Genomic DNA, 21,766 nt, shown 5'->3' with positions numbered 1-21,766 from the left:
GCGCGACGCCGCACGCTCTGGCGCGCCGCGCCGCCACCCGCTACGGCCACGCCAACGCTTTTCACGACCAGCCATTCAGGAGTTTCCATGCGTCCCAGCGGCCGTGCGCCCGACCAGATGCGCGCCATCACGATCGAGCCCCATTTCACCCGCCACGCCGAGGGCTCGGTGCTGATCGGCTTCGGCGACACGCGCGTGCTCGTCACCGCCAGCGTCGAGGAGCGCGTCCCGCCGTTCCTGCGCGGCAAGGGTCAGGGCTGGGTCACCGCCGAATACGGCATGCTGCCGCGCGCGACCCACACCCGCGGCAGCCGCGAGGCCGCGAAGGGCAAGCAGTCGGGCCGCACGCAGGAGATCCAGCGGCTGATCGGACGATCCTTGCGCGCCGTCACCGACATGAAGCTGCTCGGCGAGCGGCAGATCACGCTCGACTGCGACGTGATCCAGGCCGACGGTGGCACGCGCACCGCCGCGATCTCGGGTGCGTGGGTCGCACTCCGCCTCGCGGTCAACACGCTGATGGCGCAGGGGAAACTCACCGCCGACCCGATCGTGCAGAAGGTCGCGGCGGTCTCGTGCGGCATCTATCAGGGCCAGCCGGTCCTCGACCTCGATTACGACGAGGATTCGAACGCCGACGCCGACGGCAATTTCGTCCTGCTCGGCAACGGCCACATCGCCGAGGCGCAGGCGACGGCCGAGCACGCGACCTACGACGAGGAGGCTTTGCTCCGCCTGCTGCGCCTTGCGCGCATCGGCTGCACCGAGATCTTCGCGGCGCAGGACCGCGCCACGCAATGAGCGGCGAAGGCAACGAACCGCAGGCGATCCGCAAGCTCCAGCCCGGCAAGCTGGTGATCGCCAGCCACAACGCCGGCAAGGTGCGCGAGATTGCCGCGCTGCTCGAAGGCCGCGGGCTCGAGGTTATCTCGGCGGGTGCCCTCGACCTGCCCGAGCCCGAGGAGACCGGCACCACCTTCGTCATGAACGCGGAGCTCAAGGCGCGTGCCGCCGCCGATCTGTCGGGGCTTCCCGCGCTCGCCGATGACAGTGGGCTGTGCGTCGATGCATTGGGCGGCGACCCCGGCATCTTCTCTGCGCGCTGGGGTGGCGAGAACAAGGATTTCGCGCACGCGATGCGGCTGGTCGAGGACAAGCTCGCCGCGCAGGACGCTCCGCCCCGCGACGCGCATTTCGTCTGCGCGCTCGCGCTCGCCTGGCCCGACGGCCACGTCGAATGGTTCGAGGGCCGGGTCGACGGCACGCTCGTCTGGCCACCGCGCGGGGACAAGGGCCATGGCTACGACCCCGTCTTCATGCCCGCCGGTCACGACATCACCTTCGGCGAGATGGACGAGCCCGCCAAGAACGAGATCAGCCACCGCGGCGACGCGTTCCGCCAGATGGTCGCCGCCGTCTTCTGACGATCGCACGGAGGCGCGGCCATCGCCGCGCTTCCGTCATCGGGGGCGGGTCAGCGGCGATGGTGCGACAGGAACGCCCACATCGCCTCGTTGTCGACCACCGACCAGCTATGCGCGCCGCCGCGGCGCACGCGTGCAGCGACGCTCACGCCCGCCGGACAGCCGGTATAGCCCTGCTCATAGGTGCGCGCGTCGATCACGCGCACGTACGGCGCGCGGCACCCATCGATCGCTGCCCAGCGCTGCAGCGCGGCGGCCTGCGAATAACGCCAATAAGGCGCGCCGCCGCCCGCGATCGGATTGGTCGTGTCCGCGTCGCCAGAGAAAGCAAGCAGCGGCACCGGGACCGCGGCACGACACGTCGCCGGATCGGGCTGCGTCGGATCATCGCCGGCGGGGCGTCCGGCGCGCAATCCCACGACCGGTGCGATCGCAGCGAAGCGCCGCGCAGCGACGCAGCCCAGCCAAGAGGTCATTCGCCCGCCGCCCGACAGCCCCGTCGCGTAGACGCGCGCCGGATCGACGCAACCCGTCGCGACCAACCGGTCGATCAGCTGCGTCAGATACGCGACATCGTCGCGCGCGTCCGCTGCCGGCATGGTGCCGCTGACGGTCGGCACCCCGGGGATGTTCCAGACGTAACCGTTCCCCGCCGCGATCCCGCCATTGGGTGCGGCAATAACGAAGCCGTGGCGATCGGCGGTCGCCGCAAGCCCGCTCTCGCGAAGGATATCCGCGCCCGTCCCGGTGCTGCCGTGGAGCAGCAGGACGAGCGGCATCGGCCCGGTCGTCTGCGTCGCCGGCAAACGAACCTGTGCGCCCTCGGGCATGGCGGCGATCGATCCTGGCCGACACAAAGGCGCGGCCGTTGCGGGCACCGCCGCCAGCAGACCGGACAGACCGAGGACAAGAGCGAAGCAGGAGCGAACATTCATGGCGGTCAGCCTAGCTCAGTGCGAAGCCGCCTTGAACCGTTGTCCGCCACATTGTTCGCCGCCCTGTAATGACGAAGCCCAGCCGATCGCGTCGGCCGGCCGCTCTGTCAGACATCCGATTGCACTTGCCCGCCGCGCGGATCGCGCAATAATGCTTGGAGCCACCGGGAGACGATCGATGCCCGTCCGCCTGTATCTTCTCGTCGCCACCGTTATCGCGAGCATCGCGTTCGGCATCGCGCAACTGGTCCCGGGTGCGGGCATGCCGTTCGTGGTCTTGGCGTCACTGCTGTGGACCGCATGGTCAGCCCATCGGGCGCGACGCCACGGGTAGGACCGCACGGCGCGTCGCCACCGTCCAGTCGCGACGGATTTCTGGCGACCAGGGCATCTTGCCTCTCGATCGATTACTCCGCTGCGATCGCCTGGGCGATCGGCTGCGCCACCACCCGCACGGTCCGCTCGCTCGGGTCGATCGGATCGAGGAAGAACGCCCCCGCATCGCGATTGGCCGTCAACCACGCGACGTGCGTCGCACTGATGCGCTGACCCGGCACCAGCCGCGGCACTCCCGGCGGCGCGGGCGCGATCATCTCCGCCGCGATCCGCCCCGCGGCTTGAGCGAGCGGCACCTGTTCGGCCGCACCAAACAGCGCCTCGCCCGGGTCGATCGCCATCTCGACGGTCAGCGCGCCGATCGGCGGTGCGTCGCCCGCGGGTGCGAGCGATAGCGTGCCCTTGCGCACGCCCTTCGCGCACGCCGCCAGGCCACGTGCCAGCGCACGCACGTCGCTGGCGGTCGTCCCCGGCGCGATGATCGCCAGCAGATGCCGCGCATCCGACAGCCCGACGCTGACGCGGTAATGCTCGTTCAGCCAATCGTCGATCGCGTAACCCGACACGCCCAGCGCCGCGACGTCGATCAGCACCTTGGTCTCGTCGAGGTCCGCTCCCGCGGGCAGGTCATCGCGCCCGAGCACACGGATGCCCTTGATCTTGCTGAGCTTGCGACGAAGCTCCACGGCGCGCGCCAGTGCCGCACTCCACATCGCCTCACCGTGGAGCGCATGCTCGCGCCGCGCGACATCGAGGCTGGCTAGAATGGGCACCGACGGGCTCGTCGTCTCGAACAACTCGTACGCCATCCACAGCCGCTGCCGGTCGACCAGCTCGCCCCGCGCCAGCAGGGCCGACCCTTGCGTCAGGGCACCCATTGTCTTGTGGACGCTGTAGACCGCGATATCGGCATCCTTGGTCAGCGGGTCGTCGGGCAGGTCCTCGCAGAACGCGAATGCCCCGCCCCATGCCGCGTCGCAGATCAGCGCGACGCCGCGCACGTGGCAAATGGCGGCGAGCGCCGCGATATCGCTGGTGACGCCGTAATAGGTCGGCGAGACGACCACGAACGCCTTGGCATCGGGGTGCTGGTCGAGCGCCGCGGTCAACGCCTCGGGCGCGACACCGTGCTCGATGTCGAGCGCCTCGTCGATGATCACCGGTACGATCCCGGCCTTCAACCCCACCGCCAGCGCATGCGCGCGCTCGGCCTTGTGGACGTTGGCGGCGAGCAATACCGTGTCGCCCGGCGCGGCGACCGCGGCGAGCGCCGTGTGCAGGCTCTGCGTCGAACCACCGGTCACGAAGCGGCAGAAATCCGCCTGCCACGCCTCGGCCGCGATCTCGTGCGCGCGTTGCAGGACGTGCGCACCTTCAGTCCGATCGTCGAGTCCCTTGGGCGTGATGACATCGGCCTCGAACACCCTTTTGCCCAGCACCCGGGCGAGATCGCGGGGCAAAGCCGCGCCCTGGTGATGTCCCGGCGCGCCGAAACCGTGCACCTTGTTGCGCTCGATCTGCTGAAGCGCGTCGAGAATGGGAGCCTGGGTCTGATCCATGTGGCAGGAACGCTACCCTGACGGCGCGTGTCCAACCATTACACCTATGTCATGAAAATAAATTGATAATCAGTAGCTTCGCTCTCCAACGACATTGCCCGGCGGCGAATACCGACACACGAGGAAGTCGTCGCGGGCGTTGCTGGCGATTGCACAGCCGACCCCGCGCGTGCGCCGCCACACGATCTGCGTATAATGCGCTACGTCACCGGCGCGCCCGGTGCGGCTGAACCCGGGCGTCGCCGCGTTGACGAAATCGCGCCGCTCGGCCAGCCACAGATCGACCATCTCGGCGTAGGAATAGGCGCCGCGCGTGCCGGTGAAGAGGTTCTCGCCCTCACCGTGCTGTTCGGCATGCGCGAAGCGACCGCTCAGCGCCATCTGTTCGGCGTAGCGGCGCGCGTCCGCCACCAGCGCGTCGTCCCATTGTAGCGGCGCGACCCCCAGTGCCGCGCGTGCCGCATTGTGCCGCGAGATCATCACCTGGCGTAGCAACCCCGCGCCGCGTGCGGCCGGCGCACTGCGCGTCATCGGCTCCACCACCCGCTCGGCCGCCGGGGCGCCGCTACCCGCGGAACACGCCCCGAGCGAAAGGGCGAGCAGCGCGGCGTGGCGTTTCGGCGTCATTCTCGCCATATGGGCGCGGCATGACGCCCGACAATCCTGCCACGCTGCCCCCGACCGAGGACGAGCCGCTCGCACTCTACGTCCACTGGCCGTTCTGCGTCTCCAAATGTCCTTATTGCGACTTCAACAGCCACGTGCGCGACGGCGTCGATCAGGCACGCTGGCGCGACGCGCTGCTGCTCGATCTCGCGCACGAAGTCGCCGCGCTTCCCGGACGCCGGCTCGGCTCGATCTTCTTCGGCGGCGGCACACCCTCGCTGATGCCGACCGCGACCGTCGCCGCGATCATCGACGCGGCGACGGCCGCGTGGGCACCCACCGCCGACCTCGAGATCACGCTGGAGGCGAACCCGTCGTCGGTCGAGGCCGCGCGCTTCGCCGATCTCGCCGCCGCCGGTGTCAACCGCGTCTCGCTGGGCTTGCAGGCGCTTGACGACGAAGCGCTTCATTTCCTCGGCCGCGCGCACGACGTCGCCGAGGGGCTCGGCGCGCTCGCCACCGCGCAGCGTTCGTTCGCGCGCGTCAGCTTCGACCTGATCTACGCCCGTCCCGGTCAGCCGCTCGCCGCATGGGAAGCGGAATTGCGCCGCGCGCTATCGTTCGGGACCGAGCATCTGTCCTTGTACCAGCTTACGATCGAGCCCGGCACGCGCTTCGCGACCGAGGCGGCGGCCGGGCGGCTCGTCATTCCCGACGCCGACACTGCGGCCGATCTGTTCGAGCTTACCCGCGCGATCACCGCCGCCGCGGGGATTCTCGCCTACGAAGTGTCCAACCACGCACGCGCCGGTGCGGAGAGCCGCCACAATCTCGCTTACTGGCGCTACCGCGATTACGCAGGTGTCGGGCCGGGCGCGCACGGCCGCCGCTACGGCCACGCCACCCAGCGCCGACGCAAGCCAGAGAACTGGCTCGCCGCGGTCGATCGCAACCGCCACGGCATCGAGGTGGAGGAACGCTTGCCCCCCGCGCTCCAGGCGTCTGAGGCACTGCTGATGGGATTGCGGCTGCGCGAAGGGGTCGACCTCGCGCGCGTCACCCGCCGCACCGGCCTGCCACTCGACGCGCTGATCGACCGCCGCGCCGTTGCGCAATTACCCGAGCTGATCCGGCTCGATGGTGATCACCTGACCGTGACCGAGGCGGGGATGCTGCTGCTCAACGCGATCCTGCCGCGCGTCGTCCGCGCCGACGAGGCTGCGGCGGCCTGATCCGGCCGCCGCGCCCCGATCAATCGTCGAACCGCGTCGGCGCGGGCGATACCGTCACCGTCGTGCCGCCGCGCACCTCCTGCACCGCCAGCGCACGCTCGGCGACGCCGTCGCGCCCGAACCGGAACGCGCCGTCGATTCCCGCAAAACCGTCCGCGTCGCGCAGGCGGCTCTGCGGGAACGCGCTGCCCACGCGCCAGTCGCGCGAGATACGCACCACCAGCAGCACCGCGTCATAGCCCAGGCTCGACAGCCGGTACGGCGCGGCGTTGAAGCGCGCACGGTAGTTCTGCGCATATTGGCGGTACAGATTGTCCGGCACGCTCGCGAACCACGCGCCGTTCAACGCCGCCTGCGTCGCGACCGCGCGATCGGAATTCCACAATTCGGTCCCGAGCACGCGCGTCGACGGGCTCGCGCGCCGCAGCAGCGGTGCCGCCGCCGCCGCCGTGCTGCCGCCATCCGCGATCAGCACCGCGTCGAACGGCGCATCCTTGTTCATCCGCGTGACCGCCGACGTCACGGCGGCGGGCGCGCGATCATAGGTCTGGAGCGACACGACACGCCCACCCGCCTGCTCGACCGCGCGCAGAAACACGGTCGACGCGCGCGATCCGTATAGCGCGTTCGGCACCAAGCCGCCGAAATTGGTCACCCCCTGGCTGCGCGCGAAGGCGACCACGCGCTCGATCGACTGGCTGGGCGCATAGCCGAGCACGTAGGTGCCGTTCCCCGCCACGCCGACGTCGTTGGAAAAGGAGATGACCGGCACGCCCGCGCGGCGCGCGATCGGCGTCACCTGGCGCACGTCGTCCGCCAGCAGCGGCCCGAGGATCAACTGCGCGCCCTCCGCGATCGCACGGTTCGCCGCCGCCGCCGCGCCGGTCGCGGTGTCGTAATTGGTGATCCGCACCTGCTGGCTGCGCGCGTCGAGCAGGGCGAGCTGCGTCGCATTGGCGATGCTCCGCCCGACCCCCGCATTCGTCCCCGACAACGGCACCAGCAGCGCGACGCGGTTGCGCTCGGCATCCTGCGGCACGCCCGCGATCACGCCGCCCGCGTCGCCGCGCGTCGGGCGCGGTGCCTGCGTCGTCGGCCGGTCGGGCGCGGGCGCGGGCCCGCGCGGCACCACCGTCGCGCAGGCGGACAGCAGCACTGCCCCCGCGAGCGCTAAAGCCTTCGACACCGCGCGTGCGAGTTGCGGCCCCCGCTTCGATTCTGCCATGACACCCCTCGTGGAACCTCTATCCCCCGGTCTGTACATCGTCGCGACGCCGATCGGCAATCTCGCTGACCTTTCCCCCCGCGCCGCCGACATCCTGTCGCGCGCCGACGCGGTCGCGGTCGAGGACACGCGCGTCACTGCCGGGCTTTTGCGCCATATCGGCGTCAAGCGACCGATGCTCCCCTATCACGACCACAATGCGGAGGGGATGCGCCCGCAACTGATCGCGCGGATGGCGACCGAGGCGATCGCGCTCGTCTCCGACGCGGGCACCCCGCTCATCTCCGATCCGGGCTACAAACTGGTCCGCGGCGCACGCGCCGCCGGCCACGCCGTGGTGACGATCCCCGGCCCCTGCGCCGCGATCGCCGCGCTGACGCTCGCCGCGCTGCCGACCGACCGCTTCTTCTTTCTCGGCTTCCTACCCTCCAAGCAACACGCCCGCGCCGAGGCGATCGCCGAGGTCGCGGCCGTCCGCGCGACTTTGGTCCTCTACGAAAGCGGCCCGCGCCTCTCCGCCTGCCTCGCCGCGCTCGCCGATGGTCTGGGCGATCGCGAGGCCGCGGTGGCGCGCGAGATCACGAAGAAATTCGAGGAGGCCGTGACCGGTCGGCTGTCTACCCTCGCCACGCGCTACGCAGAGGCCCCGCCCAAGGGCGAGATCGTCGTCGTCGTCGCCCCGCCCGAGCCGCCCGCCCCGGCAAGCGAAGCCGATGCCGACACCGCGCTTGCCGAAGCGCTCACCCGCCTGCCCGCCGCGAAAGCCGCCGGCGAGGTCGCGCGCGCCCTCGGCCTCGACCGCCGCACGCTCTACGCGCGCGCGATGGAGCTGAAGGGCGAACGCACCGACTGAGCACGGCCACCCCCGCTCACGCGGCGCGCGACTGCGGCGCGCCGGAGAGGTCGTTCAGGTCGGCGAAGAACCGTTCGAGTGCGCCGCCCAGTCGCTCGGTACGCCCGGCGATCCCCCCGGCGTCGCGGCGAAGCTGGCCCGACAGATCGTCGACGCGTTCCGCTCCGGTCACCGCGTCCGACACGCGTGAGGCAATCAGGTCGAGGTCGGCCGCGGTCCCTGCGACATTGTGGCTGATGATGCTGCCCTGATCCGCCTGCGCGCCGATGTCTTCGGCAAGCGTGGCCGCCTGGTCCGCCAGTCGCACCACCGTGTCGCCCACGAGCCGCAGGCTTTCCCCCGCCTCACCGGCCGCCGCGCGCATGCCGTCGACGCGCTGGCCGATCTCGGCTGTCGCGCGCGCGGCCTCCACCGCCAGCAATTTCACCTCGTTCGCGACGACCGCGAAGCCGCGCCCCGCCGGACCGGCGCGCGCCGCCTCGATCGACGCGTTGAGCGCGAGCAGATCGGTCTGCCGCGCGATGTCGCCGACCAGGCCGATCGCGGTGGCGACCCGCTCGGCGTCGTCGGTCACGCGTCGCATCCGAACGAGCAGCGCGTCGACCTGTCCCGCCGCGGCACGGCCGTCCTGCGCCGCACCGTGCGTTGCCGCGCGCGATCGATCGAGGTCGGTCATGAACTGGTCGGTCGCGGCCGCGATGTCGGCTGCGCCCGCGGTCACCCGACTGGTCGCCGCCTTGACCTGATCCAGTTCGGTCCGCGTCGAGGCGGACAGGTCGGCGAGAGACGCCGCGGCATCGTGCAGCGAGCCGGCGGCGGCGCGGCTGTCCGCCAGCGTCAGCGCCGTTTCCCGCTCCAGCACCGCAGCCGCATTGGCCAGCGTCCTGCTGCGCTCGGCATGCGTTTCGTCGAGCGCGCGTTGACGCCGTTCGGCCGCGAGCGTCCGTTCCAGTTGCTCCGCCTGCGCCGCGCGCAGCGCGTCCTGATGGCGGGCAGCCGCGCGGAACACCTCGATCGCGCGCGCCATGCGTCCGATCTCGTCGCGTCGATCGATATGGGGCGTCGCCCCGTCGGCCTCGCCCTCTGCGAGCCGGGTCATCGCGCGCTCGATCTCGCGCAACGGCCGCGCGACAAGCCAGCGCACCAGCGAAAGCGTCGCCACCGCCGCGGCGAGCGACAAGGCGACACTGACCGCGAGCCACAGCAGGGTTTCGCGCCGTTCGATCGCGCGCGCGATCGCCAGTTGTTCGTCCACCGCGCGTGCCTGATCGGCGACCAGACGATCCGCCAGTGCCGACGCACGCCGCTCGGCGGGCCGTACACGCGCGCGGAAACGTGACAGCGCATCCGCCCGCCGGCCCTGTTGCGCCAATTCGGCCGATTGGCGCAACAGGGCCATGACGTCGCGTTGCTCGGCGACGAAGGTGGCACGATCACCCCTGATGATCGTCCGGTCGCTACGCAGTTGGTGGAGCGCTGCCCCCATCTCGCGCAATCGGCTCGCGACCTTGACACTGATCGTCGCCCGCTCGGCCGGCATCGGTTCGATGATCAGGTTGAGCGCGTCGCGCTGCAACGACCGGCTGAGCGATCGTATCTCGATCAACGCGACGCGTACCTTCTGCCGCGCTTCCACCTCGTGATGCGCGGCGACGATCCGCTGCCGCGCGGTCGAGCCCATCACGCCCAGCAGCAGCGCGAGACACAACATGATCGCAATCGGTGCGAGCAGCCGCGCAGTCAGCGTACGGTGCCACGGAAGATGGTCGCTATCGATCATGTCGCGCGCCCTAGGAGCGGCTTCTTAACTGCGTGTGACAGCGAGCCTGTCGAAAGTGACATTCGGTCAACGCGATCGTATTGCGCCTCCGTGGCTTGCGCCGACGTGCCGGCTCGCGCACCCTCGCGTCATGCCTCGCCCCACGCCTGCCCGCTCCCCCGATCTGCGCCGCGCGGCCGAGACGAGCGGGCGGCGCGGGGAGCGGCTGGCGGCGTGGTGGCTCAGGCTGAAGGGCTGGCGCATTCTCGATCGCCGCGTCCGCACGCCGGCGGGCGAGGTCGACCTCGTCGCATGCCGCGGCACGCTGATCGCGTTCGTCGAGGTGAAGATGCGCCGCACCGCCGCCGAACTCGACCACGCGATCGATCAGCGCCGGCTCGCGCGCGTCGCGGCTGCGGCCGAGGTGCTGATGCCGCGCTACGCGGGGCCCGGCGACGACATCCGCGTCGACGTCATCCTCCTCGCACCCGGCACCCGCCCGCGCCACATCGAGAATGCGTGGATCGGCTGAGCGGGCGCGGCTGTCCTACATGTCGCATCCGCCGCTATGTCGGGGGCGGGCCGCGATGGTCACGTGTCCCTCGCGCGCGCACATGCGTAGGGGTGTGACTTTTGTGACCTTCCGGGGGTGCCACGGCGCCCGCGGGTGACAACCGCCCACCCTGCGCCTAGGTCGGCGCGACCACGCTGCCCGGAGGAACCATGTCGCTCACCGTCGCCGTCCAGATGGACCCGCTCGACCAGATCAACGTCGCGGGCGATTCGACCTTCGCGCTGATGCTCGCCGCGCAGGCGCGCGGGCACCGGCTGTTCCATTACCAGGCGGAAGACCTGAACTGGTCCGACGGGCGGCTGTGGACCAAGGCGCATCCGGTCACGGTCCGGCAGCCCTCGGCGCCGAACGCGGGCGACCATTTCCGCTTCGATGCGCCGGTCAAGCTTGATCTCGGCGACGAGGCTGACGTGGTGCTGATGCGGCAGGATCCGCCGTTCGACCTCGGCTACATCACCGCGACGCACCTGCTCGAACGCATCGCCGACAAGACGCTGGTGGTGAACGACCCGGCACAGGTCCGCAACGCGCCCGAAAAGGTGTTCGTACTCGATTACGCGCGGTTCATGCCGCCGACGCTCGTCACCCGCAGCACCGACGAGGCGCGCGCCTTCCTCGCCGAACACGGCGCGATCGTCGTCAAACCGCTCCACGGCAACGGCGGCAAGGCGATCTTCAAGGTCGAGGAAGGCGGGCTCAACCTGTCCGCCCTGTTCGAAGTGTTCAACCAGACCTGGCGCGAGCCGCACATGGTGCAGGCGTTCCTCCCCGACGTGGCGAAGGGCGACAAGCGCATCGTGCTGGTCGACGGCGAGGTCGCGGGCGCGATCAACCGTCTGCCCGGCGAAGGCGAGATCCGCTCCAACCTCGCGGTCGGCGGTTCGGCCGAGAAGACCGCGCTGACGGATCGCGAGCGCGAGATCTGCGACGCGCTCGGGCCGGAACTCAAGCGTCGCGGGCTAATCTTCGTTGGTATCGACGTCATCGGCGGCGAATGGCTGACCGAGATCAACGTGACTTCGCCGACCGGCATCGTCGTGATCGAGCGCTTCGACGGCACCGACGTCGCCGGGCTGATCTGGGACGCGATCGAACGCCGCGTGGCGGAACGCTGACGCGCTCGCGGCCGTTGCCCGACCGCATGACCGATCGTATCCGCCCGTGACCAATCTCATCATCGACTGGATCGCCTGGGGCGGTTACCTCGGCATCTTCCTGCTGATGGCGCTGGAAAATATCTTCCCGCCGATCCCGTCGGAGGTCATCATGGGGCTCGGCGGGATCGCGGTCGCGCGCGGGCAGATGGCGATGGTGCCGTTGGTGCTATGGGGTACTGCCGGCACCACGATCGGCAATCTGTTCTGGTACGAGGTCGGCCGACGTTTGGGCTACGCGCGCTTCCGCCCCTTCGTCACGCGTCACGGTCGCTGGCTGACGCTCGAATGGGACGATGTGGAGCGGATCCACACCTTCTTTCAACGTCAGGGCGGCTGGGTCGTGTTCGTGTTCCGCTTCATGCCGACGTTCCGCACGCTCATCTCGCTGCCCGCCGGCATGACCGCGATGCCGTTGTGGCGGTTCATGCTGTGGACGTTCCTCGGCTCCGCGATCTGGAACATCATCCTCGGCGGCGCGGGCTATTATCTCGGCACCCGCTACGCCGAACTCGACCAATATGTCGGACCCGTCGGTCTTGTGCTGATGGCGCTCGCGGTCGTCGTCTACGTCTACCGCGTCATCACCTGGCATCCGCGTGGCAGTTGACCGCCGCACGGCGGCGGTGCCCCGGTCAGAGGTCGAGCGCCCAGCCGTCGCGGCCCTTGGGATCGATCGGCCTCGTCGGCACGTAGCGCACCTCGCCGCCGCGCAGCCGCAGGATCGTCCAGTCGCCGCGCCGATCGACCGCCTCCAGCACGCAATCACACGCCTCGAACGCCGCCACCACCTCGGCGCGTTGCGTTTCCAGCAACCCCGCCAACACGATCGCCGCCCCCGGAGCCGCGATCGCCGCCACCTCGGGCGCCATCGAGATCAGCGGTCCGGCGAGGATGTTGGCGATTACCAGATCGTACGGCGCCGCCACCGCAATCTCGTCGCTCAGCGCACCGTCGGCGACGACCAGCCGTAGCCCGGTCACGTCGTTCGCCGCGGCATTCTCCGCCGTAACCGTAATCGCGGCGGGATCGATGTCGGTCGCGGTGATCGATGCGGCGGGCCAGAGGTGCTGCGCGGCGAAGGCGAGCAGACCTGTCCCCGTCCCCAGATCGATGACGTTGCCGAACTCACGCGCCGCCAGACCGTCGAGCATCGCCAGGCACCCCGCGGTGGTCGCATGATGCCCGGTGCCGAACGCCTGCCCCGCATCGATCAGGAAGGCGCGGCCGCCCTCCGGCGCCTCGAGCGGATGCGCACTGGTGTGGACCACGAACCGCCCTTCGCGGATCGGCTCGAGCCCGGCCTGGCTCATCGTGACCCAATCCTGCGCGGTTAGCGGCTCCACCACCGGTTCGACCCCCGCAGCGCTCGGCACCAGCCCCCGCAGCGCCGCGATCATCGCGTCGTCGGGTCGATGCTCGCAATAAGCGTCGAGCCGCCAGCGCTCGCGATCGTCCTCGACCTCCTCGGTCGTCATCAACACCGCGTCGATCGTCAGATCGTCCGCCGCATCGATGGCTTCAGCCTCGGCACGGGTGCACGGCAGCGTGACGCGCCAGCTGTCGATCGCGGCATCGCGCTCAGCGGACATAGCTCGCCCCGTTCACGTCCAGTACCGCACCCGTCATCGACGCCGGCGCGTCGAGCGCCAGCCAGCGCGCGGTCTCCGCCACTTCGTCAGGCGCCGCGACACGGCCGAGCGGGATGTCGGCGAGCAGCTTGTCGCCGCCGCGGCTGGCGAGATAATCCTCCGCCATCCCGGTCATCGTGAAGCCCGGGCAGATCGCGAACGCCAGGATGCCCTCGGCCGCATAACCGCGGGCGATGGTCTTGGTCATGGCGACCATGCCGGCCTTGGATGCCGCATAATGCCAGTGCGCGGGGCTGTCGCCGCGGTAGGCGGCGCGGCTTGCGACGTTGACGATCCGACCACCGCACCCGCGCTGTTGCCAATGGCGGACGGCGCGGCGGCACAGGATCGCCGCGGCGGTCAGGTTGACCTGCATCGTGCGATCCCAATTGGCGAGCCATGCGTCGTCGGCCTCGTCGAGGGGGTTGGCCTCGAACACGCCGGCATTGTTGATCAGCACGTCGACCTGCCCGCCCAGCTGGTCGAGCGCCGCGTCCCACAAACGGTCGAGCGCGGCAGGATCGGCGAAATCGGCCGCGATGCCGCTGGCGGTGCCGTGACCGACGACGTGGTGGCCGCCGGCGCGCAGCGTCTCGGCGATCGCGGCGCCGATGCCGCGGCTCGATCCGGTGAGGAGGATGTTGCTCATGACGTCGCTGTAAGCCGCGTCAGCGCGGGCAGCAACGCCCGTGCAAGCGTGGTCAGGCGACGCTCTGCGCGAACTCCTCGGCCGATCCGCGCAACGCCTCCAACCGCGACCCGACGTTGGCGAACTCATCTTCGAGCGCATCGATTTCGGACGCGACGCCCTCGGTATCTGCACGGATCGCCGCCACAGTGTGCGACATTGAATCGGCGGCGAGCGCGGTTTCGTCGACCGCGGCGGTGATCGCGGTCACCGTGTGCGCCTGCGCTTCCATCGCGTGGCGGATGCGCGTCGCCGAATCCTGTACCTCGAGCACGGTGGTGCGGATCGAGGCCGAGGTATCGACCGTGACTCGCGTCGCTGCCTGGATCGCGGCGATCTTCCCCGCAATGTCGTCGGTTGCGCGCGCGGTCTGGTTGGCGAGGCTCTTCACCTCTTGCGCGACCACCGCGAAACCGCGCCCGGCGTCACCCGCACGCGCCGCCTCGATCGTCGCGTTGAGCGCTAGGAGATTGGTCTGCCCGGCGATGTCGCGGATCAGCCCCAGGATCGATTCAATCGACTTCGCGTGCTCGCTCAGCGTCTCGGACACGCCGACCGCGTCGCCTGCCTGCCGCCCCGCTTTGGTTGCGATCTCCGCCGCGGCCTCGACCTCTACGCGCGCATCCTCGATCGCACGGATCAGTCCTGCCGCGGTCGATGCCGCATCGCGCATCGCCACCGCCGACTGCTCCGCCGCCGCCGCGACTTCGCTCGTCTTGCCCAGCATCCCGCGCGCTGATGCCGACGCCCCCGCCGCCTGATTGCGCGCGCGCTGCCCCGAAGTCGCCGCCTCGCCGATGCCACCGAAGATGCGCTCGCGGAACAAGATGCCTGCGGCATTCCGCTCATCCCGCGCGCGCGCCGCTTCGCTCTCGCCCAGGTACGTCGCCATCACGTTCGCCTCGACCAATGCGAGCCGCTGGACCACGTCAGCGATCTGGGCGAACGGCAGCTGCGTGCTGCCCTCCAGCAATTGAAGCGCGCGCGCGTGCGCGAATGACAAGGCAGCGAGCAGCGCGGGCAGCGGTACGCCCGTCGCACGAGCGAGCTCGACGTGCCCGCGCGCCAGCCGCTGCCATTCCGCGTCGAACGGCCGTGCGTAACGCGTGCGCGTATAGGCGGCACTACGCCGGATCTGCTTGGTCAGACCGATCTCGCCGAGCGTATCGCGAAAGCCGGCCGCGACCGGGAGCGCCAGATAATGCTCCCAGAAGGCGGCGGAAACCTGCTGCCACGTGTCGCCCTCGTCGAGGACGCGGGTAATCTCCGCGCACGTCGTCGCGATCGCACCGTCCCAGTCGTAATCGCGGACTTCCTCGGCGAACGTCCGCTCGCCCGCGCTCCAGATCGCAGCATTCATGATGTCCGTCCTTACGCCGCGACCTTGGTCGCGAAGTCGCTGGCGCTTCCCTCGAGTGATCCGAGCCGGACTGCGAGTGCGTCGAAGCCGCCTTCGAGCGCATCGATCTCGGACGCGACGCCCTCGGTGTCGGCGCGGATCGCGGCCACGGTGTGCGACATCGAATCGGCGGCGAGCGCGGTTTCGTCGACCGCGGCGGTGATCGCGGTCACCGTATGCGCCTGCGCTTCCATCGCGCGGCGGATGCGCGTTGCCGAGTCCTGCACCTCGAGCACGGTGGTGCGGATCGAGGCGGAGGTGTCGACCGTGACTCGCGTCGCCGCCTGGATCGCCGCGATCTTCCCCGCAATATCGTCGGTCGCGCGCGCGGTCTGGTTGGCGAGGCTCTTCACCTCTTGCGCGACCACCGCGAAGCCGCGGCCGGCATCGCCCGCACGCGCCGCCTCGATCGTCGCGTTGAGCGCGAGGAGATTGGTCTGCCCGGCAATGTCGCGGATCAGCCCCAGGATCGATTCGATCGACTTCGCGTGCTCGCTCAGCGTCTCGGACACGCCGACCGCGTCGCCTGCCTGCCGCCCCGCTTTGGTCGCGATCTCCGCCGCGGCCTCGACCTCGACGCGCGCATCTTCTATCGCGCGAATCAGCCCTGCCGCGGTCGATGCCGCATCGCGCATCGCGACCGCCGACTGCTCCGCCGCCGCCGCAACCTCGCTCGTCTTGCCCAGCATCCCGCGCGCTGATGCCGACGCCCCCGCCGCCTGGACGCGCAGATCGTCGCCATCCTGCGTCGCGGCCTGAACGGTCACAGTGATTCCGTCTCGGAACGCGAGCGCCAACCGGTCGCGCTCGGTTTGCGCGCTGTGTTCGCGGTAGGCGTTGTAGATCTCGACGGTGACCTCACCCTCCAACGCCGACAGCCGCATCAGCGTGTCGACCAGATCGGCGAGCGGTGCATCATCCTCGCCGCGGCGCTGGACGAGGCTGTCGAGTGCCGCACGGTCGCTCGCGCTGATCATCGACAGGAGCGCCATCGGTGAAATGTTCGAGGCATAAGCAGACGCGACCGATCGCTCGATCGATTCGATCCATTCACGACCGCGCGTACGGAGGAAACGGTTTTCGAGGAACTTGCAGCCGACGTCGATGACCCGCTCGGTCTCGTACGGTGCCCAGTCGTGGCGATCATTATAGCACCGTAGCCACTGCTCCCAGTACGCCTTGGAAATCAGCCGCACATCGGGCACGATCACGGCCCAGGCTGCGCGACCGCGCTCGGCAAGCTGCCCGTCGGTGTCGAACACGCGCAGGCGCGCATCGAGATCGAGTCTCGATGCGATCGATCCGAGAACGGGCAGGTCGGTGGGCAAGGCATGCTCCATGTTGAAGGTGATGTCGCCAACGCTTACGTCCGGAGGATTAATGCCACGTTGAACGAACCGTGATTGTTGCGCTGTGCTTGCATCGCGCTGCGCCGCGGCTAAGGGCGTAGGCTGAAAGGAACCGACGTTGGCCAGCCGACCCGCACCCCGATCCCGCCCGAGGAGCCCGCACCTCTTCACGGGCCCGATGCAATTCCACTACCGCTTCAGCGCAGCGATGCTGACATCGATCACGCACCGCGCGACGGGCGCGGTGATGGCGACGGTGGGGGCGATCCTGCTGGTATGGTGGCTCGCCGCGATCGCCGCGGGCGAAAGCGCCTATGCGACGTTCCGCGGGGTCTTCACCACCGCGTCGGGTCACCTCAACATCGTCGGCTACGTCATCGGCATCGGGCTCAGCTGGGCCGTGTTCCAGCATATGGCGAGCGGCATCCGCCACCTCGTCATGGATACGGGCGCGGCGTTCGAGCTGAAGGTCAATCAGCTCGCCGCGCGGCTGACGTTCGTCTTCTCGATCGCGATGACGATCCTGTTCTGGCTCTGGCTGGGGTTGAAGTAATGAGCACCGAACTGGGCCGCGTCCGCGGCTACGGAAGCGCGCACGAGGGCGTGCATCACTGGTGGCACCAGAAGCTGACCGCGGGGACCAACCTGCTGCTCATGGTATGGCTGTTCGCATCACTGGCGATGCTGCCATCCTATGACTTCGCGACCGTTCGGCTCTGGCTCGGCTCGGCGTGGGCGGCGATCCCGATGCTGCTGCTGATCGTATCGGTCGTGTATCACTTCCGCCTCGGCCTGCAGGTCGCGATCGAGGATTACGCGCGGATGCAGAGCCGCTTCATCGCGATCGTGCTGCTCAACGTCTACGCCGCGGCGATCGCGGGCGTCGCCATTTTCTCCATCCTCAAGATCGCTTTCGGAGCCGTGCAGTAATGGCTGCCTATCAGATCATCGACCACACCTATGACGCCGTCGTCGTCGGCGCGGGCGGCTCGGGCCTGCGCGCGACGATGGGCATCGCGGAGAGCGGGCTGAAGACCGCGTGCATCACCAAGGTGTTTCCGACGCGCAGCCACACGGTCGCAGCCCAAGGGGGCATCGCGGCGAGCCTCGGCAACAACTCGCCCGATCACTGGTCGTGGCACATGTTCGACACGGTGAAGGGCTCCGACTGGCTCGGCGACCAGGACGCGATCGAATATATGGTCCGCGAGGCACCGCAGGCGGTGTACGAGCTCGAGCACGCCGGCGTGCCGTTCAGCCGCAACGACAACGGCACGATCTACCAGCGTCCGTTCGGCGGCCACATGCAGAACATGGGCGAAGGCCCGCCGGTGCAGCGCACCTGCGCCGCGGCCGACCGCACCGGCCACGCGATGCTGCACGCGCTGTACCAGCAGTCGCTCAAATACGACGCCGATTTCTACGTCGAATATTTCGCGCTCGACCTGATCATGGAAAACGGCGTCTGCCGCGGCGTGATCGCATTGTGCATGGAAGATGGCTCGATTCACCGGTTCCGCGCGCATAACGTCGTGCTCGCGACCGGCGGCTACGGTCGCTGCTACTTCTCCGCGACGTCGGCACACACTTGCACCGGCGACGGCAACGCGATGGTGCTGCGCGCCGGCCTGCCGCTTCAGGACATGGAGTTCGTGCAGTTCCACCCGACCGGCATCTACGGCGCGGGCGTGCTCATCACCGAGGGCGCGCGCGGCGAAGGCGGCTACCTCACCAACTCCGAGGGTGAACGCTTCATGGAGCGCTACGCACCGTCGGCCAAAGACCTCGCCAGCCGCGACGTCGTCGCGCGCTCGATGGCGGCGGAGATGCGCGAAGGCCGCGGCGTCGGCCCGAACGGCGACCACATCTATCTCCACCTCGACCACATCGATCCCAAGGTGCTGCACGAGCGGCTGCCCGGGATCACCGAGACGGGCAAGATCTTTGCCGGCGTCGACCTGACGCGGCAGCCGCTGCCGGTCACGCCGACCGTTCACTACAACATGGGTGGCATTCCGACCAACTATCACGGCGAGGTCGTAACCTTGCGTGACGGCAATCCCGACGCGGTGGTGCCAGGCCTCTTCGCGGTCGGCGAGGCGGCGTGCGTGTCGGTGCACGGGGCGAACCGGTTGGGCTCGAACAGCCTGATCGACCTCGTCGTGTTCGGCCGTGCGACCGGTCTTCGCGTCCGCGATATCCTGAAGCCCAACACCTCGCACAATCCGCTGCCCAAGGGTTCGGAAGAGATGGCGCTGACCCGTCTCGACACGTTCCGCAACGCCGCCGGCAGCACGCCGACCGCTCTGATCCGTCGCGAGATGCAGCAGACGATGCAGAAGCATTGCGCGGTGTTCCGCGACACCGCCCTGCTCGCAGAGGGTGTCGAGAAGATCGATCAGGTCTATGCCTCGATCGGCGACGTGTCGGTCAAGGATCGTTCGTTGATCTGGAACACCGATCTGGTGGAAACGCTCGAGCTCGACAACCTGCTGTCGCAGGCGGTGGTGACGATGCGCTCGGCCGACAACCGCAAAGAGTCGCGCGGCGCACACATGCACGAGGATTTCCCCGATCGCGACGACGCGAACTGGATGAAGCACACCATTGCGACGTTCGAGGGCTGGGGCGGCAAGGGCGGACAGGTCGCGATCGACTACCGCCCGGTGCATGATTACTCGCTGACCGACGACATCGAGTACATCAAGCCGAAGAAGCGCGTGTACTGATTGAGTTGAATACCACCGCCGTTGCCACGGCGTTGGCCCCGGGATCCTGCTGCGCTTCGCGACCGAGCAAAAGCGGGATCCCGGATAGTCTCCAGGGTGACAAGGGCGGTGAGCGGAGGTCGGCGAACCGTCCACCCGTTCCGTCGTCGGCATCCACGAGGTCCTAGCGGGGGCCCTCTCCTACGCGCTCAACTAAGCGGCCTCGGCGACGCCGCTATGGCGCCTCGACCAGATCGCCGCCCCTGCCAGTCCCAGGCCCAGCGCCAGCATCGCGGCCGGATGCCGCATCGCCGAGGTGTAGAGACTGAACCCCTTGCCACGCTGATCCCGCGATCGCTCCACGCCGTTGCGCGCGGGCGCGAACAGATTGTCGGGGCCGGGCTGATTCTTGGTCGGGTCAACGAACAGCGCCGACCCGATCGCCGCCACGCGGTCGAACAATGCCGGTGCGTGTTGGGCAAACAGCACCTGCGCCTTCCCCGCGCCTCCCACCGTGACGCCATGTGTCGGCCGCGTTGCTGCGTCGACAATCGCTTCGGCGACTAGCGTCGGGTCGTAGACGACCGGCGGGATGCGCGCCTTCCCGCCGACGTGATTGCTGGCGTGCTCGGCGACGGGCGTGTCGATCCCCGACGGCTGAATCAGCGTGACCGAGATCGGCGCCCGCTCCCGCAGCAACTCGGCCCGCAGCGTGTCGACATAGCCTTTCACCGCGTGCTTGCTCGCCGCATAGGCGCCCATCAGCGGGCTCGGCATCCCCGCCGCGATCGAGGCGACGGTGATCAGCGCGCCGCCGTGCTCGCGCAGATGCGGCACTGCCGCCGCGCATCCGTTGACGACCCCGAAGTAATTGGTGCGGAACAGCCGTTCATGCTCGTCGAATGGGGTGTCGAGTAACTTGGCGTAGATCGCGACGCCCGCGTTGTTGATCCACGTATCGATCCGTCCGAACCGCGCCACCGCGTGGCGCGCGACACGCGCCGCCGCCGCCGGATCGCCGACATCCGCCGCGACGGCATAAGCCTCGCCACCACCCGCCTCGACGTCCCGGACGAGGTCCGTGAGCGTCAATTCGTCCCGCGCGACGACGACGAGCTTCGCGCCGCGGGTGGCCAGCAGCCGCGCAGTCACCAACCCGATCCCCGACGAGGCACCCGTGATGACGACCACCTGCTGGTCGAGCGGCTTTAGTTTCAATGACATCGCGTTGCTTCCATGCGGTTTGCATCACAGCGAACGTGACGTACGCGCGTTCCGCGGTCTGCTGCGCTTGACTTCGTCTGGAACGTTCCGATTAATTCGGCGCCGGGGGTATCTTGGCCATGCGCACGCTTCTGCCGCTCGTCATCGCATTGGTCGCGAGCGTCGCCGCGGCGCAGGGCTATCAACCCGTGCACCACACCCTGCCCGCGCCGGTCTTCGCCGGCGGCGACGACGAGACGCAGGCCCAGGCCGACATGGGGATCGACGTCGAGCGCGACCGCCCCGCGCGCTGGCAATTGGCGGAACACCGCCGGCTCGAGCGCACACTGGCCGCGGTGCGTCCGCAGCGCGCGGGCAATGTCGAGGCTTTCGTGATCGTCGCCGCGCTCGACAGCGATCCCGTGTTCGGCCGCGAAGCGCGCGAGGCGGCGCGGGTGCTCGCGCGGCGCTACCACGCCGACGGGCACGTCATTCTGCTCGCGGGCAGCGACGGTACGCGCGACAGCGACCTGCCGATGGGCAGCCCCGGCAATCTCGACCTAGCGCTCGCACGTGTCGCGGAGGTGATGGACCCGGCGGAAGACGTGCTCGTCCTTTACACCACCAGCCACGGCGCGCCGTTCGGGCTTTACTACAACGACGGCGATCAGGGATACGGCGCGGTGTCGCCGAGCCGGTTGTGGAACCAGTTTTCGACGCTAGGCATCCGCAACCGGCTGATCCTGCTCAGCGCCTGCTATGCGGGCGTCTTCGTGCCGATGCTGTCGTCGGATACGACCGCGATCGTCACTGCTGCCGCGGCCGACCGACCGTCGTTCGGGTGTCAGGCGGACAATGACTGGACCTTTTTCGGCGACGCACTGATCAACAACGCGCTGCGAAAACCACAACCACTCGCGGCCGCGGCGAACCAGGCGCAGGGGATGATCGCGGGGTGGGAGAAAGCCGCGGCGCTCGACCCGTCACGCCCGCAGGTCGCGATTGGTGCCGGCGCGCAGCGCTGGCTCGACGCGCTCGAGCATGACCTGCCCGTGGCGAACGCGCCGGTCGGCCGCCCCGCGATCCCATTGCTCCAGGTCAAATAGCAGAGGGCAGACCGGAACCTTGGCC

General features: G+C 69.2%; 21 protein-coding genes. 11 read left to right on the top strand and 10 right to left on the bottom strand.

Annotated features, from left to right (window positions below; genetic code table 11):
* Positions 1-87: 87 nt before the first annotated feature.
* Positions 88-801, top strand: coding sequence for a ribonuclease PH (gene rph, locus KZ810_RS06325; protein WP_219768139.1), 714 nt, complete (start codon positions 88-90; stop codon positions 799-801).
* Entirely contained in the window at positions 798-1,424 is a 627-nt protein-coding gene (gene rdgB, locus KZ810_RS06320; protein ID WP_219768138.1) for an RdgB/HAM1 family non-canonical purine NTP pyrophosphatase, read from the top strand. Before rph ends, rdgB begins: the two co-directional genes overlap by 4 nt.
* A 50-nt stretch (positions 1,425-1,474) precedes the next feature.
* Here the strand turns inward: rdgB and KZ810_RS06315 are convergent, their stop codons facing one another.
* From KZ810_RS06315 to KZ810_RS06305, 3 genes are all read right to left on the bottom strand, one after another.
* The gene (locus KZ810_RS06315; RefSeq protein ID WP_258044500.1) at positions 1,475-2,254 is read right to left on the bottom strand and encodes a CE1 family esterase; all 780 of its coding nucleotides are present in this window, start codon (positions 2,252-2,254) and stop codon (positions 1,475-1,477) included.
* Between the two features lie 512 nt (positions 2,255-2,766).
* Entirely contained in the window at positions 2,767-4,254 is a 1,488-nt protein-coding gene (locus KZ810_RS06310) for an aminotransferase class I/II-fold pyridoxal phosphate-dependent enzyme (protein WP_219768136.1), read from the bottom strand.
* Between the two features lie 69 nt (positions 4,255-4,323).
* Positions 4,324-4,881 (bottom strand): CAP domain-containing protein, encoded by a 558-nt coding sequence (locus KZ810_RS06305; protein WP_308461502.1) that lies wholly within the window; start codon positions 4,879-4,881, stop codon positions 4,324-4,326.
* A 20-nt stretch (positions 4,882-4,901) separates the two neighbouring features.
* On the opposite strand from KZ810_RS06305, the gene hemW reads away from it, so the two are divergent.
* The gene (gene hemW / locus KZ810_RS06300; RefSeq protein WP_219768134.1) at positions 4,902-6,092 is read left to right on the top strand and encodes a radical SAM family heme chaperone HemW; all 1,191 of its coding nucleotides are present in this window, start codon (positions 4,902-4,904) and stop codon (positions 6,090-6,092) included.
* Between the two features lie 19 nt (positions 6,093-6,111).
* Here hemW and KZ810_RS06295 read toward each other — a convergent pair whose 3' ends face one another.
* On the bottom strand, positions 6,112-7,317 hold the full coding sequence (locus KZ810_RS06295) for a penicillin-binding protein activator (protein ID WP_219768133.1): 1,206 nt from the start codon (positions 7,315-7,317) through the stop codon (positions 6,112-6,114).
* On the opposite strand from KZ810_RS06295, the gene rsmI reads away from it, so the two are divergent.
* Complete coding sequence (rsmI, locus tag KZ810_RS06290; RefSeq protein ID WP_219768132.1) at positions 7,316-8,170, top strand: 16S rRNA (cytidine(1402)-2'-O)-methyltransferase; 855 nt, start codon at positions 7,316-7,318, stop codon at positions 8,168-8,170. The genes KZ810_RS06295 and rsmI overlap by 2 nt on opposite strands.
* A 16-nt stretch (positions 8,171-8,186) precedes the next feature.
* Here the strand turns inward: rsmI and KZ810_RS06285 are convergent, their stop codons facing one another.
* On the bottom strand, positions 8,187-9,950 hold the full coding sequence (locus tag KZ810_RS06285; RefSeq protein WP_219768131.1) for a methyl-accepting chemotaxis protein: 1,764 nt from the start codon (positions 9,948-9,950) through the stop codon (positions 8,187-8,189).
* A 130-nt stretch (positions 9,951-10,080) separates the two neighbouring features.
* On the opposite strand from KZ810_RS06285, the gene KZ810_RS06280 reads away from it, so the two are divergent.
* The 3 genes from KZ810_RS06280 to KZ810_RS06270 all read left to right on the top strand — a co-directional run bounded on the left by KZ810_RS06280 (position 10,081) and on the right by KZ810_RS06270 (position 12,267).
* Positions 10,081-10,461, top strand: a complete 381-nt coding sequence (locus KZ810_RS06280; protein WP_219768130.1) for a YraN family protein — start codon at positions 10,081-10,083, stop codon at positions 10,459-10,461.
* Between the two features lie 191 nt (positions 10,462-10,652).
* The gene (gene gshB / locus KZ810_RS06275; protein ID WP_219768129.1) at positions 10,653-11,618 is read left to right on the top strand and encodes a glutathione synthase; all 966 of its coding nucleotides are present in this window, start codon (positions 10,653-10,655) and stop codon (positions 11,616-11,618) included.
* Positions 11,619-11,664: 46 nt separating this feature from the next.
* The gene (locus KZ810_RS06270; RefSeq protein ID WP_219768128.1) at positions 11,665-12,267 is read left to right on the top strand and encodes a DedA family protein; all 603 of its coding nucleotides are present in this window, start codon (positions 11,665-11,667) and stop codon (positions 12,265-12,267) included.
* Between the two features lie 25 nt (positions 12,268-12,292).
* On the opposite strand, the gene KZ810_RS06265 is transcribed toward KZ810_RS06270, so the two are convergent.
* Genes KZ810_RS06265 through KZ810_RS17465 form a run of 4 tightly spaced genes read right to left on the bottom strand, consistent with a single transcriptional unit; the run spans position 12,293 to position 16,010 of the window.
* Positions 12,293-13,249: a 50S ribosomal protein L11 methyltransferase gene (locus KZ810_RS06265; protein WP_219768127.1), complete on the bottom strand. Its 957-nt coding sequence runs from the start codon at positions 13,247-13,249 to the stop codon at positions 12,293-12,295.
* Positions 13,239-13,937: an SDR family NAD(P)-dependent oxidoreductase gene (locus KZ810_RS06260; RefSeq protein WP_219768126.1), complete on the bottom strand. Its 699-nt coding sequence runs from the start codon at positions 13,935-13,937 to the stop codon at positions 13,239-13,241. The genes KZ810_RS06265 and KZ810_RS06260 overlap by 11 nt, the downstream gene beginning before the upstream one ends.
* Before the next feature lie 52 nt (positions 13,938-13,989).
* Positions 13,990-15,336: a methyl-accepting chemotaxis protein gene (locus KZ810_RS06255; RefSeq protein ID WP_219768125.1), complete on the bottom strand. Its 1,347-nt coding sequence runs from the start codon at positions 15,334-15,336 to the stop codon at positions 13,990-13,992.
* 11 nt (positions 15,337-15,347) lie between these two features.
* Entirely contained in the window at positions 15,348-16,010 is a 663-nt protein-coding gene (locus KZ810_RS17465; protein WP_444547601.1) for a methyl-accepting chemotaxis protein, read from the bottom strand.
* An 832-nt stretch (positions 16,011-16,842) separates the two neighbouring features.
* Between KZ810_RS17465 and sdhC the strand changes: the two genes are divergently transcribed.
* From sdhC to sdhA, 3 genes are read left to right on the top strand one after another with little or no spacing between them, the layout of a single operon-like run.
* Positions 16,843-17,277, top strand: coding sequence for a succinate dehydrogenase, cytochrome b556 subunit (gene sdhC / locus KZ810_RS06245; protein WP_219768123.1), 435 nt, complete (start codon positions 16,843-16,845; stop codon positions 17,275-17,277).
* A complete protein-coding gene (sdhD, locus tag KZ810_RS06240; protein WP_219768122.1) occupies positions 17,277-17,654 on the top strand; it encodes a succinate dehydrogenase, hydrophobic membrane anchor protein in 378 nt (125 codons plus the stop codon). The genes sdhC and sdhD overlap by 1 nt, the downstream gene beginning before the upstream one ends.
* Positions 17,654-19,453 carry a succinate dehydrogenase flavoprotein subunit gene (gene sdhA, locus KZ810_RS06235; RefSeq protein ID WP_219768121.1) on the top strand — a complete coding sequence of 600 codons (1,800 nt, stop codon included), beginning with the start codon at positions 17,654-17,656 and terminating at the stop codon, positions 19,451-19,453. Before sdhD ends, sdhA begins: the two co-directional genes overlap by 1 nt.
* A 192-nt stretch (positions 19,454-19,645) precedes the next feature.
* Here sdhA and KZ810_RS06230 read toward each other — a convergent pair whose 3' ends face one another.
* Entirely contained in the window at positions 19,646-20,656 is a 1,011-nt protein-coding gene (locus KZ810_RS06230; protein WP_219768120.1) for an SDR family oxidoreductase, read from the bottom strand.
* 119 nt (positions 20,657-20,775) lie between these two features.
* Between KZ810_RS06230 and KZ810_RS06225 the strand changes: the two genes are divergently transcribed.
* On the top strand, positions 20,776-21,741 hold the full coding sequence (locus KZ810_RS06225) for a C13 family peptidase (protein ID WP_219768119.1): 966 nt from the start codon (positions 20,776-20,778) through the stop codon (positions 21,739-21,741).
* Positions 21,742-21,766 lie beyond the last annotated feature (25 nt).

It is taken from the genome of Sphingomonas citricola (assembly GCF_019429535.1).
In the GTDB taxonomy this organism is placed as follows: domain Bacteria; phylum Pseudomonadota; class Alphaproteobacteria; order Sphingomonadales; family Sphingomonadaceae; genus Sphingomonas; species Sphingomonas citricola.
The sequence above is the reverse complement of the archived record's forward strand: the minus strand, read 5'-3'. Positions and strand labels throughout refer to the sequence as shown.

Excerpts from the sequence above, each read along its gene's own strand:
- sdhA (WP_219768121.1), top strand. The coding sequence starts at position 17,654 with ATGGCTGCCTATCAGATCATCGACCACACCTATGACGCCGTCGTCGTC.
- KZ810_RS06255 (WP_219768125.1), bottom strand. The coding sequence starts at position 15,336 with ATGAATGCTGCGATCTGGAGCGCGGGCGAGCGGACGTTCGCCGAGGAA.
- rph (WP_219768139.1), top strand. The coding sequence starts at position 88 with ATGCGTCCCAGCGGCCGTGCGCCCGACCAGATGCGCGCCATCACGATC.
- rdgB (WP_219768138.1), top strand. The coding sequence starts at position 798 with ATGAGCGGCGAAGGCAACGAACCGCAGGCGATCCGCAAGCTCCAGCCC.
- rsmI (WP_219768132.1), top strand. The coding sequence starts at position 7,316 with ATGACACCCCTCGTGGAACCTCTATCCCCCGGTCTGTACATCGTCGCG.
- KZ810_RS17465 (WP_444547601.1), bottom strand. The coding sequence starts at position 16,010 with ATGCGCGATGCGGCATCGACCGCGGCAGGGCTGATTCGCGCGATAGAA.
- hemW (WP_219768134.1), top strand. The coding sequence starts at position 4,902 with ATGACGCCCGACAATCCTGCCACGCTGCCCCCGACCGAGGACGAGCCG.
- KZ810_RS06280 (WP_219768130.1), top strand. The coding sequence starts at position 10,081 with ATGCCTCGCCCCACGCCTGCCCGCTCCCCCGATCTGCGCCGCGCGGCC.
- gshB (WP_219768129.1), top strand. The coding sequence starts at position 10,653 with ATGTCGCTCACCGTCGCCGTCCAGATGGACCCGCTCGACCAGATCAAC.
- KZ810_RS06225 (WP_219768119.1), top strand. The coding sequence starts at position 20,776 with ATGCGCACGCTTCTGCCGCTCGTCATCGCATTGGTCGCGAGCGTCGCC.
- KZ810_RS06230 (WP_219768120.1), bottom strand. The coding sequence starts at position 20,656 with ATGTCATTGAAACTAAAGCCGCTCGACCAGCAGGTGGTCGTCATCACG.
- KZ810_RS06305 (WP_308461502.1), bottom strand. The coding sequence starts at position 4,881 with ATGACGCCGAAACGCCACGCCGCGCTGCTCGCCCTTTCGCTCGGGGCG.
- KZ810_RS06285 (WP_219768131.1), bottom strand. The coding sequence starts at position 9,950 with ATGATCGATAGCGACCATCTTCCGTGGCACCGTACGCTGACTGCGCGG.
- KZ810_RS06295 (WP_219768133.1), bottom strand. The coding sequence starts at position 7,317 with ATGGCAGAATCGAAGCGGGGGCCGCAACTCGCACGCGCGGTGTCGAAG.
- KZ810_RS06265 (WP_219768127.1), bottom strand. The coding sequence starts at position 13,249 with ATGTCCGCTGAGCGCGATGCCGCGATCGACAGCTGGCGCGTCACGCTG.
- KZ810_RS06315 (WP_258044500.1), bottom strand. The coding sequence starts at position 2,254 with ATGCCCGAGGGCGCACAGGTTCGTTTGCCGGCGACGCAGACGACCGGG.
- KZ810_RS06260 (WP_219768126.1), bottom strand. The coding sequence starts at position 13,937 with ATGAGCAACATCCTCCTCACCGGATCGAGCCGCGGCATCGGCGCCGCG.
- sdhD (WP_219768122.1), top strand. The coding sequence starts at position 17,277 with ATGAGCACCGAACTGGGCCGCGTCCGCGGCTACGGAAGCGCGCACGAG.
- KZ810_RS06310 (WP_219768136.1), bottom strand. The coding sequence starts at position 4,254 with ATGGATCAGACCCAGGCTCCCATTCTCGACGCGCTTCAGCAGATCGAG.